The organism is Kribbella sp. NBC_01505, assembly GCF_045040285.1.
In the GTDB taxonomy this organism is placed as follows: domain Bacteria; phylum Actinomycetota; class Actinomycetes; order Propionibacteriales; family Kribbellaceae; genus Kribbella.
In genome coordinates, this window is sequence record NZ_CP109425.1 from 4,490,117 (window position 1) to 4,503,508 (window position 13,392).

A 13,392-nucleotide genomic window follows, 5' to 3' on the forward strand; every position below is an offset into this window, starting at 1 on the left:
TCGTCGTGGGGCTGATGCTGGAGGACGAGGCGAAGCCCCGGCCGTCCTCGAGGATCTCGGGACCGGCCGGGGCTCGCATCACTGCTGTTTCTTGGTCAGTGGATCGGCTGCGTCAGCTGATCGACTGGATGGCCGTGGCGACCTTGGTCCGGATCTCCTCCGGAAGCGGCGCGTAGTTGAGCTCGGTCAGCGCGCCCTGGCCGTCCTTGCCCGCGAAGTAGGTCAGGAAGCTCTTCACCAGCGCGGTCTTCTCGGCCGGCAGGCCCTTGCTGCAGGCGATCTCGTAGGTGACCAGGATGATCGGGTAGGCGCCCGCCTCCTTGGTCGCGTAGTCCAGCTTCAGCGCCAGGTCGGACCCGGTGCCGGCCGGCTTCGCGGCGGCCAGCGCCTTGCCGGCGGTCTCGGCGGTCAGCTCGACCGGGGTGCCCGAACCGTTGTCGATCTGGGCGACGCCGAGCTTGTTGTCGACGGCGTACGACCACTCGACGTACGTGATCGAGTTCTTGGTGCTCTTGACGCCCTCGGCGACACCCGCGGACTTCTCCTTGCCCGCACCGGTGCCGGTCCACTTCTTGGCCGGCGTGCCCGTCCAGGCGCCGCCGCCGGCGGCCTTCAGGTACTTGGTGAAGTTCTCCGTGGTGCCGGACTCGTCCGAGCGGAAGAACACCGAGATCGGGGCGGTCGGCAGCGTGACGCCTGGGTTCAGCTTGGCGATCGCCGGGTCGTTCCAGGTCTTGACGGTGCCCTGGAAGATCTTCGCGGCGGTCGCGCCGTCGAGGACCAGCTTCTGCAGGCCGTCGACGTTGTAGGCGATCGCGACCGGGCCGATGACCATCGGCAGGTTCAGCGCCGGGTTGGTGGCGCAGCGCTTCGCGGCCTGCGCGGCCTCGGACTCGCCGCCGTCGGCACCCTCGGTCTTGAGGGCCGAGTCGGAGCCGGCGAAGTCGACCTGGCTCGCGTTGAACTGCTTGATCCCCGCGCCGGAGCCGGTCGGGTTGTAGTTCACCGTGACGTCTTTACACGTCTCGTTGTACTTGCTGATGACCTCTTCGATCGCGTTCTTCTGCGCCGAGGATCCCTCGGCGTTCAGCGTGCCCTTCGGGCAGTCGGTCGCGCCGGTCGAGGACGCACCCGTGGTCGGGGTCGAGGAGCCGGACGGCTCCGGGTCACTGCCACAGGCGCTCAGAGCGAGCACACCGAGGGATGCCACGGCGACAGAGCCGACGCGGAGGAGGCGATTCACGGACACGAGAGTGTTGCCCTTCTGCGGGAATCAAGACTTCTGAACTTCCACAGACGGTAGGGAGACCAGATGACTGGGTGGCCCGTCGCCGGTAAACGACCGGTGAACGGTTCCGGCACCGTAAACGACGCCCGGCGTGCCACCAGGCAGCCATCAGGTGAACTGAGTTAACAACCGTGACTCTCTGTGCATCAAAACGCGCGTTTGCTCACATTCCGGTAACGCTCAGCGGACAGTGAGCGTGAACGGCTTGCTGCTCCCCGGCTCCACCCAGAGCCCACTCGCCGTCTGTACAACGGGCGTCAGGATCCGGAACTTCACCGTCCCCCGTCGGGTCGCCTTGACCGGGAAGTTGAAGTGCTCCATGTCCCACGCGATGGAGCGGACGTGCTTCCACTGCTTGCCGTCCCACTGCTGCAGGGCGACGTTCATCGGCGTCGTCGGTATCGCAGCGACCCGCATCGTGGTCGTCGTACCGAGCGCGGTGGTGGCCGGATCGAAACCGGCGAGGTACACGTCCGCGAACGTCTTCGAGGACCGCGCCGAGGTCGACGCCGCCGGTGCGAGTTTGAACTCGCCCAACTTGGACTTCTTCACCGCCGGCACCCACAGACGGTACTGACTGGCGCCCAGCGAGGTGAGCTGGGTCGTGTGCGCGGCGCCAGGCGCCGTCATCAACCGCCCGACCGTTCGCCAGCCACGGTTGCTGGACGGCCGCGCCTGGATCTCGACCGGAAGGTCGTCGATGGTCAGACCCGAGGTCACCTTGCTCTGGATCCCGAGCGCCTTGTTGTAGCCCGCGATGGCGGGCACGGTGATCGCAGGGTTGTTCGTGCCGACCTGCGCGAGTTTCGCCGGGGTGCTGTACGTCCACCATTCGTTGCCGACGTCCAGCGCGAGCCGTACCGGTCCGGGCCGTGCGGGCAGCGTGTAGGACGTCGTACCGACCGGGAGCGGGATCCGCTCCTCCTGTCCCGCGGCCGGGCCGCGGACGACCAGCGTGATGAACTCGGCGGAGACATCCAGCGGGTCGCCCGGGGTGACGTCCTCGATGGCCTTCTGCGTCCACTGCACCCGGACTGAACCGTCGGGCAGCAGTTCGGCGTCCTTGCGGACCGGCTGGTTGACCCACTGGGTGTCGAACAACACGCTCAGACCTGGAACGCTCTCCTCCTGCGCGGCGCCCCGCGACGTCACGGAGATCCGCAGCCGGCTGCTCTTGATAAACCCAGAAGGCGGAGTGACCTTGTTGGTCTCGCCGACCTGGGTGGTGCGCTCCAGGTACACCTTCCCCGTGTCGAGGTCCTCGGTCCGGACGATGTTCGCCTCGCCGTTGTCCTCCCACGTCACCTGGACCTTCCCGTCCACCCGCGTGACCTGCACGTTGGTGGGGGCTTCGGGGGCTGTTGCCCAGGCTGGGGTGGTGAGGATGCCGGTCAGGAGTGCGGCGGTGGTGGCGATGGGGGCTAGCTTGCGCATTGGGGTCCTAGCGGATGGTGAGGGTGAAGGGCTTGCTGGAGCCGGGCTCGACCTGCAGGCCGTTCACCTGGACGACGGGGGTGACGATGCGGAAGGTGACCGTGCCGCGGCTGGTGGCCTTGGTGGGGATGTAGGCGCGGCCGTTGGTGATGGGGACCGAGCGGACGTGCTTCCAGGTCGTGCCGACCAGTTGCTGGAGGGCGGCGTTCATCGAGACTTCCGGATTCACGTGGACGCTGAGGTTGGTGGTCGTGCCGATCGCGGTCGTGGCCGGCTCGAAGCGGGTGTTGTAGACGTTCGCGAACGACTTCGAAGAGCGCGCCGAGGTGGAGACGGCTGGGGCTAGCTTGATCACCGACTGGTCGATCTCCTTCACAGCAGACGCCCAGAGCCGGTACTCGCGGGCGCCCGGCGAGTTGACCGGGGTCGACCGCGTCTGGCCGGGGTAGGTGGTCCAGCGGCCGATCGTCTTCCAGGCCGCGGTCTTGGAGGTCCGGGCCTGGATTTCGATCGGTACGGCGATGCTCTCCAGGTCGGAGTTGATCGTGCTCGTGATGCCGAGTGTGCCGCCGTACACCGCCTGTGCGGGCACTGCGATCGCTGCCTGCAGAGTGCCGAGCTGCACGCGACCGGTGCCGAAGGTCGAGGACCAGCTGTTGCTAACAGCAACAGAAATCTGCGCCGGTCCGGTTCGGGCCGGCAGCGTGTACGACGTCGAGCCGGCCGGAAGCGGGATCCGCTCCTGACCGCTGATGTCCAATGCGAGCAGGTCGGGGGAGTCGAGCGGGTCGCCGGGGGTCAGGTCCTGGGCCGCCGCGTAGGTCCACTGCACGCGGATAGAGCGGTCGGGCAGCAGGTCGGCGTTCGTCAGCGCCGGCTTGGTCACGTGCAAGGCGTCGAACAGTCCGCTGACCCCAGCGGTGCTCTCCTCCTGGGCCGAGTTCACCGAGGTCACCGTGACTCGGATCCGGTCGCTGTTCCGCAGGTTCTTCAGCTGGACCTTGTTGGCCGCGTCGGCAGCCGGCCTCGTCAGCACGTCCACAACACCGGTGTCCAGGTACTCCGCCCGGACCACGTTCGCTTCCCCGTCGTCGACCCAGGTCACCTGGTTCTTCCCGTCAACCCGCCCGACCTGCACGTCGGTCGGGGCGTCAGCGGCGGCCGCCCAGGCCGGGGTAGCGGCGGTGGTCAGCAGTACGGCGGTGGCTGCGAGGGGGATGAATTTGCGCATGGAGCTGCTCCTCATCGGACGGTCAGCTTGAACGAGGGACCAGTGGTGTAGATGACGGGGAGCCCTTTGACCTTCACCGCGGGGGTGGTGATCCGGTACTTCGTCGTCGTGCCGCGACCCGAGGCGCGGATGGGGATCGAGGCCTTGCCGGTCGCATCCAGCTGGACTGCGCGCGTGTAGACCCACTTCTTACCGTCCCAGCGCTCCAGGCCGGCCTGCATCGGAAGGCCCGGGGCGACGGCGACGTTCAGCCGGACTGTCGCGCCGACCGGGGCCGATGGCGGCTCGAACTGGGACGTGTAGATGGCCGCGTAGCGCTGCACGTACTTCGCGGAGGTGGAGACGGGTGGCGTCAGCCAGATGGCCTCGTCCCGGAACAGACCGGTGGTAGCCGGAACCCATATCCGGTACTCCTGGCCGCCGGCCGCTCCGGGCCAGGAGGTGAAGGTCTCGCCAGGCGTAACCTCGGACCCGAGAACCTTCTTCCAAGGAGCGGACTTGTTTGGTCGCGACTGGATTTCGAACCCGATCGGCTCGCCGACAGGCTTCCCGGTGCAGGCGCAGTAGGTCGTCCGCAGCGTCGACTTCAACTCGAAGCCGCTCCAGTCGGACCTGGTCGGAAACGCGGTCGAGATGCCCACACTCCCGACCTGGACGATCTGGTGGTCGCGGGCAGGGCCGGCGCCCCACTCGTTGCTGCCCGACAGCTTGATCGTGGTGACGCCTGCGCGGACCGGTACGTTGGCGACCTGCGTGCCACCGGGGATCAGCGTCTCGGTCTGTTGGCCGGCGGACGGTCCGGTGACCGTTGCCTTCAGCAACTCTCCGGCCGGCTTGTCCAACGGGTCACTCGGGTTGGGGTCCTCGAACGCGTCCTGCATGATTGAGAGCTGCACTGACGTGGTCGAGAGCGCGACTGCGTTCCGGAGCCAGGGCGACGAGACCTTATGGCTGTCGAAGACAGGGCTGAAGGCGTCCGCGCTGAGCTCGCGGCCAGGCCCTACTGACCTGACCGAGACTCGAACCTGGGCGCTGTCCCGGAACACGCTCGCGTCCAGGAGCACCTCGTTGGGTGCTTCGGCCGCGGGCGCGGCGGCCACGTAGGTCGTGCCCGTGTAGTTCGGCCCGACCCTGTTGGGTGTGCCGTTGTCTTCCCAGGTAACGCGGACCTTGTCGCCGGCCCAGGAGATCTGCACATTCGTGGGTGCGTCGGGCGCGGCGGCCCAGGCGGGGGTGGAGAGGCCGGCGGTGAGCAGCAGGCCGGCGATGGTGAGAGTGGTGAGCTTGCGCATGCGTGTTCCTAGCGGACGGTGAGGGTGAAGGGCTTGCTGGTGGTGGGCTCGATCGGGAGGCCCTTGACGGTCACGCGCGGCGTGAGGATCCGGTACTTCGTCGTCGTGCCGCGGCCGGAGGCGCGGATGGGGATGGTGGCGACGCCTCGGACGAGGGGGACGCCGCGGGTGTGCCGCCACTGCTTGCCGTCCCAGCGTTGGAGGGCGGCGTTCATGTCGGCCTTCGGCAGCAGCTGGACGGTCAGCTTGACGGTCGCGCCGACAGGAGCCGAGGCAGGCGAGAAAGCAGCAGTGCCGAAGTTCGCGAAGGTCAGGGAGGTCTTCGGTGCGGTCGAGACAGGTCGCATCACGACGATCGGGATGTCACCGAACCACGAGTTGCCGTAGGCCGGAACGAAGATCCGGTACTGCCGGCTGCCAACCGCTTCCGCTTCGGTGAAGAACGGCGTTCCGGGCTGCCCGGCGTTGCGGCCGATCTTCGTCCAGGGGGCGGAGGTGTTCGGCCGCGCCTGGATCTCCACCTCGACCGCGTTCTTTCCCGGGTTCTTGTCGTCGGGGCAGTTGCACTGGTACCGCAGCGTGGTGAGGTTCATGACGGCGTAACCGTAGATCTGGCGGGGGACGACCGCCGTCTCCGCGCGGGTGACGCCCACCCGGACGAACGGGCCGGTGCCGGCCGTCGTACCCCATTCGTTGCCTGCGGCAAGGGTAATCGTCGACAGCGGTGCCGGGGCCGGTACGTCGAACATGCTGTCGCCGCCCTCGAGCGGCAGCGTGTACTCCTTCTTCTGCCCCGCGGCAGGCCCAGCGACCGTTGCCTTGAGCCACTGGGCCTCCGGCCGATCGAGCGGATCCTTGTAGTCAATGCGCGCCTCCCGGTACCACCACAGCCGCACCGACAGGTCGTCGCGCATGTCGGCGGTGCGCATCTCAGGCCGCACCGGCCGCCGGGTGTCGAACGTCGGACTTTGCCCCCAGGCACTCAGCCGCCCATCGGTCCCCCGCGAGAGCACGATGATCCGCGCCTCGTCGGTCTCCGGGAAGTCACTCGACAGCAGGACCTCGTTGGGCTCGTCGGCGGTCTGCGTGTCGACCTCGACGCCGTCACCGGTCGTCGTCTTCTTCCGGATCACGTTCGCTTCGCCGTCGTCCTGCCAGGTGACCCGGATCTGGTCACCCGCCCACGAGACCTGCACATTCCGCGGCGCCTCCGGTGTAGCACCCCAAGCCGGCGTCGCCAGACCACCCGTCAACAGCACAGCGGCAGCCGCCAGAGCCACGAACCTGCGCATCTCAGGTGACCTTGAGTGTGAATGGCTTGCTGCTACCGGCTTCGACCGGCAGGCCGTTGACCTTCACCGGCGGAGTGAGGATCCGGTACTTCGTCGTGGTCCCGCGACCGGCGGCGCGGATCGGGATGTTGGCGTTCCCCTTGGCGTCCAGCTGAACCGCGCGCACGTGCACCCACTGCTTGCCGTTCCACTTCTGCAGAGCGGCCTTCAAGGGAAGGTACGGCTCGACGTTCACGACCAGCTTCACCGTGGCGCTCACCCGAGCTGTCGACGGGGTGAACTCGGCGCGGTAGACGGCCGCACAGCGCCGGACGAACTTCGCCTTGGTGGAGGCGGCCGGTGACACGATGAACACGTCATCCTGCAGGAACTCTTCCGCCGGGACCCACAGCCGGTACTCCCGGCCGCCGGAGGCGCCGAGCCAGGCGAAGATGGGAGTGCCGGGCTTGTCGAAAGTGACGCCGCTGCTGACCTTCTGCCACGGGGCGGAGCTGTTCGGCCGGGCCTGGACGTCGTAGTTGTACGTCGCGTAGTCCGGGGCCCCGGGCACCTGCACGATGCCCTTGATGTTGAACCCGCCAAAACCCGTCAGAGCGGGAAACCCGAGAACCGTGGTGGAGACTCCCGTGGTGATGACCCGGGCGGTCTGAAAGTCACCGGCCGGAGCAGTCCCCCACTCGTCGCCCGCGGAGAGCTTGATCGTCACCGGGCCGGCAGGGACTGGAACATCGGCGGTTTTGGCGCCGCCCGGAATGAGGGTCTCCCGCTGCTGGCCCGCAGCCGGACCAGTGACGGTGGCCTTCAACCATGCGCCGGTGGGCTGGTCCAGGGGGTCGTTCGGAGTGACGTCTGCTGTCTCTTCCTGGATCCACCTGAGCCGCACCGAGGTTGTGGACAGCGATGTGGCGGCCCGGAGGGCAGGTGGGGACACCGGGACGGTGTCGAAGAGCGGGCTGTGGGCCGGTGCGCTCAGCTCCTTGTCGGCGCCTATCGACCGCACCGAGATACGCACCTTGGACGCGGCCCCGATGGACTTGACGTCGAGAGAGACCTCGTTAGGCGCGTCGGCTGTCGGCAAGGCCACGGGAAACCCGGTGTCCGGAAAGACCGCCAGGACACGGTTGGCTTCGCCGTTGTCGTTCCAGGTGACGCGGATCTTGTCGCCGGCCCAGGAGACCTGTACGTCGGTCGGCGCGTCCGGGACGGCGGCCTGCGCGGGCGTGGTGACGCCGGCGGTCAGGAGGATGGTGGCAGCGGTGGTGGCTGCGAAAGTTCGCATGGGATCCCCAGGTGAGAACGCCTGGTGGTCACCCCTGCCGCCAGTGCGTGAGCAAAAAGTAGCGCACGCACCGGCGGATCGTGCAAGTCCAAGCCGTTGCAGCTTCGTGCAATCAGCGGATGGTGAGGGTGAAAGTGGAGCTGGTGGTTGCGTTGATGGTCAGCCCGTTGAAGACGAAGGGGCCCAGGTTGACCCGGTAGCGGGCGGTGGCGCCGGAGGCCTTGATGGGGACCAGGGCGGTGCCGTTCTTGAATTGGACCTTGCTGCCGTTGATCCACGTCTTGCCGGTCCAGCGTTGCAGGGTTCCCTGCACGGTGGCGGCGGGCTGGATCTTGGCCGACAGGTTGACGGTCGCGCCGAGCTTGGCGGTCGACGGGCTGAAGCCGGCGGCGGTGAACTTGGTCAGCGTGACCGAGGACTTGGCCGAGGTCGAGACCTCGGGGATCAAGGTGATCTCGTGCGCGCTGACCTTCTTGCGACCCGGGACCCAGAGCCGGTACTGACGGTTGCCCAGGGCAGCGATTCCGGTGTCGAAGGCAGCCGTCGTGTTACCGGCGTACCGGCCGGAGGTCTTCCACGCCGCGGTGCTGGTCGGGCGGGTCTGGAGCTCGACCGGGATGCCGGTCACCTGGTCCTCGCGGCCCGCGGTGGTGAACAGGTCGAGGGTGCTCTTGATGGCGAGCGTTTGTGAGTAGACCTGCTGTGTGGGTACGGCGATGCCGACCCCGGCTCGGGCAACGCGCACGAACTTGTCGTCGTCGCCTGTCGATGTGCTCGCGGTGCCCCAGTCGTTGGCGGCCTCCAGCCGGACGATCGCCGGACGCGGCTGTGCATCGATCGTGGCCGTAGATTCGCCCCCGACCGGAAGCGGGACCTGGTACGCGGGCGGGCCGTCCGTTGCGCCGACGGTGGCGTACAGGCGGTCCACCGGCCGGTCCAGCGGGTCGTTCGGAGTCTGGTCCGGGCTAGCTATCTGGGACCAGATCAGGCGAACCTGCGCGCCCGGTGCCAGGCTGGCGTCCTGGAGGTACGGAACCGCGGGGACCTCGGTGTCGAACCATTCCGAGTACGCCGGCTGGCTGAACGACGTGCCGTCGTAGGACTGGACGTAGAGCCGGACGCGGTCCGAGTGCAGCAGGTTGGCCGGCAGCAGCAACTCGTCGGAGTCGTCGGCGTGCCGTGATGCCAGGAAGACGTTGTTCTGGCCCAGGTTCGGATACTCGACGTGGACGTAGTTCGCGTCGCCGCCGTCCTTCCAGGTCAGGCGCAGCTTGTCGCCCTGCCAGGACAGGGTGAAGTCGGTCGGCGGCGGGAGGATCGCAGCGTGGGCCGGGACCGGCGAGAAAACGCTCACCGCCACGGCAACTGCTGCCGTGGCGGTGAGCTTGCGGAGACTGATCACTTGACGGTGAGCGTGAAGGCGGCGCTCGAGGTCGCGCTGACGGTCAGGCCGTTGACGACGACCGCGGGCACGGTGACGCGGTAGCGGGACGAGCCGGCCTCGGCGCCGGCGCTGCCGTGCTGGATTGCCGCGCCCTTGTTGAACTGCAGGTACCCGACGTCGAACCAGCTGCGGCCGTCGAAGAACTCCAGGCGGGCCTTCACGGTCGAGGCGGGCTGGATCTTCGCCGACAGGTCCACGTTGGCACCGCGCTTGGCCGTCGACGGCGTGAAGCCGGCGGACAGGAACTTGATGTACGTCTTCGAGGACTTGGCCGACGTGGAGGAGGCCGGGGTCAGCGCGATGACGTTGCCGCTGACAACCTTCCGGGCCGGGACCAGGATCCGGTACTGACGGTTGCCCAGCGACGCGAGGCCGGTGTTGAAGGCGGCCGTGGTGTTACCGGAGAAGCGGCCGTAGGTCTTCCAGGAGCCGGTGGCCGAGGCGCGAGCCTGCAGCTCGACCGGGATGCCGCTGGCGCGCTCCTCGCGACCTTCGCTGGTGAACAGGTCGAGCGTGGTCTTCATGCCGAGGGTGGACGAGTACACCGCGCTGACGGGGACGCTCAGGCCGGCGCTCATCGTGCCCAGGCGGACGGTCTTGACGTCCTTGGCGCTGAAGCCCCACTCGTTCCAGGCGCTCAGGTTGATCGCCGCGGGCCGTGGCTGCGGCGCGAGGGTGCCCGACGTCGCGCCGGTGGCGAAGTCGGTCTCCAGCCCGGTCGAGCCAGGCCCGTCCACGCTGGCCCGGACCGTGCCGTTGCCGGGGACATCCAGCGGGTCGTTCGGCGTCGAGTCCGCGACCGCACCCAGCGTCCAGCTCAGCGTGGTGCTCAGGTTCGCGGCCAGGTTGGCGTCCTTCAGAGCCGGTACGGCGGGACGGTGGGTGTCGAACCAGTCCGACACGGCACCGGCGCTCTCCTCGCCCTCGACGACGCTCTTGACGATCAGACGGGTCTTGTCCGACGCCTTGAGCCTGAAGCCCGGAATCAGCAGGTCGTTCGGAGCGCTCGCCTCGATCGTCCCGGCGACGTACGGCGCTTCGCCTTCCTTCTCGACGTAGACGACGTTCTTGGCGTCGGTGTCGGTCCAGGTCAGGTGGACGTGGAGATCCTTGATGGCGATCTTGAAGTCGGTCGGTGCGTCCGGAGCCGCCGCGAAGGCGGGCGTCTGCAGACCGGCGGACAGCGCGGCGACAGCAGTCACCGCAAGGGCAATTTTGCGCATGGTTGGCTACCTCAGGGGATAGATGGATCAGCGAACAGTCAGGGAGTACGACGGGCTCGTCGTGGCGTTGACGGTCAGGCCGTTGATGACGATCGCCGGAACGGTGAACCGGATCTTGAAGCTGATCCGCTCGGTCTCGGGGCCGCCACGCTCGACGTAGGAGCCCTTGGTGTAGGGGATGTCGCCGGCGGTGACCCAGCTCCCGCCGGCCCAGACAGACACCGTGCCCGTGACCGTCACGCCGGGGTTGATCTTCGACGACAGGGTCACGCGCTGGCCGATCCGCGCGCTGGACGGGCTGAAGCCACCGCTGACGAACTTGATGTACGCCTTCGAGGACTTCGCCGAGGTGGAGCTGGCCGGGGTCAGCGCGATGACGTTGCCGCTGACAACCTTCCGGGCCGGGACCCAGAGGCGGTACTGGCGGTTGCCCTGGACAGCGAGCTTGGTGTCGAAGGCGGCCGTGGTGTTACCGGTGAAGCGACCGTAGGTCCGCCAGGCGTCCGTGGTCTTGCCGCGGGCCTGCAGTTCGACCTTCACGTCCTTGGCCTTCTCTTCGCGGCCCTCGCTGGTGAACAGGTCGAGGGTGCTCTTGATGCCGAGGTGGTCGCCGTAGAACCCGGTGGCCGGAACCGTGATCCCGGCGTTGAGCGTGCCGAGCCGCACGACCTTGACGTCCTGCGCGCTCTCGCCCCACTCGTTGACCGCGCTCAGCTTGATCGCGGCCGGCCGAGCCACAGCCGGAACGGTGCCGGACGTCGCACCGGGCGCGAAGACCTGGGTCTTCGTGGCGGTGCCGGGGAGGTCGACGTTGGCCTGCACCGAGCCGGGCCCGTCGATGTCCAGCGGGTCGCCCGGCGTCTGGTCGGCGGCCGCGGCGCCCTGCGTCCAGGTCAGCGCCGTGCTCAGGTTCGCGGCCAGGTTGGCGTCCTTCAGAGCCGGTACGACGGGCCGGCGGGTGTCGAAGTACGGAGTCGCCGTCCCCTCGCTGAGTCCGCCGTTGTCGGAGGACTTGACGATCAGCCGGACCTTGTCCGAGGCAACCAGCGGATTCACCAGCGGAACTTCGTTGCCGCCGGCGCCGGTCACTCCCACGATCAGTTCGGGCGTGCCGCCGTTGTACTCGACGAGGATCTGGTTACTCTCGCCGTTGTCCTTCCAGCTCAGGTGGACCTGTCCCTTGACCCAGCTGACGGTGAGATCGGTCGGTGCGTCCGGCGCCGCCGCGAAGGCGGGGGTCTGCAGACCGACGGAAAGGGCGGCGACAGCGGTCGCCGCGAGAGCAAATTTACGCATGTATACCCCAGGTGAGAACGCCTGGTGGTCACCCCTGCCGCCAGCACGTGGCTGAGACGGTAACAGGACTTCGGTTCAGACCGGAAAACTTTTGCAGCAACGTGCAACAGTTCACACGTCAGCTGGAGAAGTCCTCCGGGGCGACGCCGTCCAGAAACTGGCGGAAGCGTTCGAGCTCGGCCTGCTCCTCCTCCGGCGTGGCCACCCCGGCCTCGCGCAGCACCTCTTCGGTGCAGCGGATCGGGGTGTTCAGGCGGACCGCGAGCGCCACCGAGTCGCTCGGTCTGGCCGATACCCGGACTCCGTTGTCGAGCAGTAACTCAGCGTAGAAGACCGCGTCCTTGAGCTCGACGATCTCGACCGCCTCCAGGTGCACGCCCCAGGCCTCGATCAGGTCCCGCATCAGGTCGTGCGTGAGCGGCCGCGACGGACGCAGGCCCTGCTCCTCGTAGGCGATCGCGGTCGCCTCGACCGATCCGATCGAGATCGGCAGGTAGCGGTAGCCCTCGGTCTCGCGCAGCATCATCACCGGAGCCCGGTTGGGTGACTCCATCCGGATCCCGATCAGTGTCAGTTCTCGCATCATCGTCATGGTGCGACCTCTCCTCAGACCGGCATCCGGTGGGGCGCCGGTTCCTCGGTAGGAACATACCCGTCGCTCTCAGTGTCACCCGGACACCCCTGCTGCCGTGCCAGGATCGTCACCGAGCCGTGTCGGTCGCGTAGTGGACTACTACGGAGCGCGGAACCGCTCGTACAGGAGACGGCCGTCGGTGAGCCGGTGCGCGACCAGGAACGCTCCTGGGGAGAACTTGCCGACCTTGAGCCCCAGCTCACGCTGCAGCGCGGGCAACACGGGCCGGTGCGAGCACACCACAGTCACCCGGCCCGGCCGCCACGCCCGCTCGCCGAGACCACGCAGGCCACGCGGATCGGCTTCGTACCCACGCTCGGAGATCTCCGGCCAGAGGTGCAGGTGCCGCTCGATCGCACTGGCATACGGCAGCAGTGTGGACGTGCAGCGCTCGGCGTCGCTGCTGATCAACCGGTTGGCACCAAGAGCAGCCAGTACGTCGCTCAGTCGCTCGGCGACCGCCGTACCGGTGCTGGTGAGGGGGCGGAGGGTGTCTTTGCCGTCCCAGTCCTTGCGTTTCACCGCCTCCGCGTGCCGCACCAGGACCAGAGTGGACTCGACAGCCGCCAGGCCGTCCAGCGCGTCCAGGATGTCCACGTCGCGTGGGTAGCTGAGCCGTGCGCGGGCCTCGTCCACCGGCAGCCAGTCGATCTTGTCGACCTCGTCGTTCGGCTCGAAGCCACCGTCCGCAGTAGCCACCGCAGCCCAGTAGTGCACGAGCTTCTCGGTCGTACTGCCGTTCTTGCGGATCGGGTAGCGCTGCACACCGAGCGGTGGACCGAGCACGACCTGTACGCCGGTCTCCTCTTCGATCTCGCGCTGCGCCGCCAGCAGCACGTGCTCGTGGTGGGTGAGCTTGCCCTTCGGAAGGGACCAGTCGTCGTACCGGGGGCGGTGCACCAGCAGCACCTCACGGATGCCGCGGCGCTCACGCCAGACGGCACCACCCGCGGCGATAACCGCCGGGTTGCTCATAGAT

Annotated in this window: 11 protein-coding genes; all 11 read right to left on the reverse strand. The window is 67.9% G+C overall.

Features of this window, described 5'->3' with window-relative positions; all coding sequences use genetic code 11:
- Positions 1-112: 112 nt before the first annotated feature.
- A complete protein-coding gene (gene pstS, locus OG474_RS21260; RefSeq protein WP_405064093.1) occupies positions 113-1,243 on the reverse strand; it encodes a phosphate ABC transporter substrate-binding protein PstS in 1,131 nt (376 codons plus the stop codon).
- A gap of 225 nt (positions 1,244-1,468) precedes the next feature.
- On the reverse strand, positions 1,469-2,722 hold the full coding sequence (locus tag OG474_RS21265) for a hypothetical protein (RefSeq protein WP_405064094.1): 1,254 nt from the start codon (positions 2,720-2,722) through the stop codon (positions 1,469-1,471).
- A 7-nt stretch (positions 2,723-2,729) separates the two neighbouring features.
- Complete coding sequence (locus tag OG474_RS21270; protein ID WP_405064095.1) at positions 2,730-3,953, reverse strand: hypothetical protein; 1,224 nt, start codon at positions 3,951-3,953, stop codon at positions 2,730-2,732.
- 11 nt (positions 3,954-3,964) lie between these two features.
- Positions 3,965-5,245, reverse strand: coding sequence for a hypothetical protein (locus tag OG474_RS21275; RefSeq protein WP_405064096.1), 1,281 nt, complete (start codon positions 5,243-5,245; stop codon positions 3,965-3,967).
- Between the two features lie 8 nt (positions 5,246-5,253).
- Positions 5,254-6,537: a hypothetical protein gene (locus OG474_RS21280; RefSeq protein WP_405064097.1), complete on the reverse strand. Its 1,284-nt coding sequence runs from the start codon at positions 6,535-6,537 to the stop codon at positions 5,254-5,256.
- 1 nt (position 6,538) lies between these two features.
- Positions 6,539-7,816: a hypothetical protein gene (locus OG474_RS21285; RefSeq protein WP_405064098.1), complete on the reverse strand. Its 1,278-nt coding sequence runs from the start codon at positions 7,814-7,816 to the stop codon at positions 6,539-6,541.
- A 112-nt stretch (positions 7,817-7,928) separates the two neighbouring features.
- Positions 7,929-9,218: a hypothetical protein gene (locus OG474_RS21290; RefSeq protein ID WP_405064099.1), complete on the reverse strand. Its 1,290-nt coding sequence runs from the start codon at positions 9,216-9,218 to the stop codon at positions 7,929-7,931.
- Positions 9,215-10,483, reverse strand: a complete 1,269-nt coding sequence (locus tag OG474_RS21295) for a hypothetical protein (protein ID WP_405064100.1) — start codon at positions 10,481-10,483, stop codon at positions 9,215-9,217. The genes OG474_RS21290 and OG474_RS21295 overlap by 4 nt, the downstream gene beginning before the upstream one ends.
- Before the next feature lie 27 nt (positions 10,484-10,510).
- Entirely contained in the window at positions 10,511-11,779 is a 1,269-nt protein-coding gene (locus OG474_RS21300; protein WP_405064101.1) for a hypothetical protein, read from the reverse strand.
- A gap of 118 nt (positions 11,780-11,897) precedes the next feature.
- Positions 11,898-12,362 (reverse strand): bifunctional nuclease family protein, encoded by a 465-nt coding sequence (locus tag OG474_RS21305; RefSeq protein ID WP_405064602.1) that lies wholly within the window; start codon positions 12,360-12,362, stop codon positions 11,898-11,900.
- Positions 12,363-12,512: 150 nt separating this feature from the next.
- On the reverse strand, positions 12,513-13,388 hold the full coding sequence (locus tag OG474_RS21310) for an NUDIX domain-containing protein (protein WP_405064102.1): 876 nt from the start codon (positions 13,386-13,388) through the stop codon (positions 12,513-12,515).
- Positions 13,389-13,392: the final 4 nt, after the last annotated feature.

Bases quoted from the DNA above. Each gene is read 5' to 3' on its own strand.
- OG474_RS21265 (WP_405064094.1), bottom strand. From the start codon at position 2,722: ATGCGCAAGCTAGCCCCCATCGCCACCACCGCCGCACTCCTGACCGGC.
- OG474_RS21270 (WP_405064095.1), bottom strand. From the start codon at position 3,953: ATGCGCAAATTCATCCCCCTCGCAGCCACCGCCGTACTGCTGACCACC.
- OG474_RS21275 (WP_405064096.1), bottom strand. From the start codon at position 5,245: ATGCGCAAGCTCACCACTCTCACCATCGCCGGCCTGCTGCTCACCGCC.
- OG474_RS21280 (WP_405064097.1), bottom strand. From the start codon at position 6,537: ATGCGCAGGTTCGTGGCTCTGGCGGCTGCCGCTGTGCTGTTGACGGGT.
- OG474_RS21285 (WP_405064098.1), bottom strand. From the start codon at position 7,816: ATGCGAACTTTCGCAGCCACCACCGCTGCCACCATCCTCCTGACCGCC.
- OG474_RS21295 (WP_405064100.1), bottom strand. From the start codon at position 10,483: ATGCGCAAAATTGCCCTTGCGGTGACTGCTGTCGCCGCGCTGTCCGCC.
- OG474_RS21300 (WP_405064101.1), bottom strand. From the start codon at position 11,779: ATGCGTAAATTTGCTCTCGCGGCGACCGCTGTCGCCGCCCTTTCCGTC.
- OG474_RS21305 (WP_405064602.1), bottom strand. From the start codon at position 12,362: ATGCGAGAACTGACACTGATCGGGATCCGGATGGAGTCACCCAACCGG.
- OG474_RS21310 (WP_405064102.1), bottom strand. From the start codon at position 13,388: ATGAGCAACCCGGCGGTTATCGCCGCGGGTGGTGCCGTCTGGCGTGAG.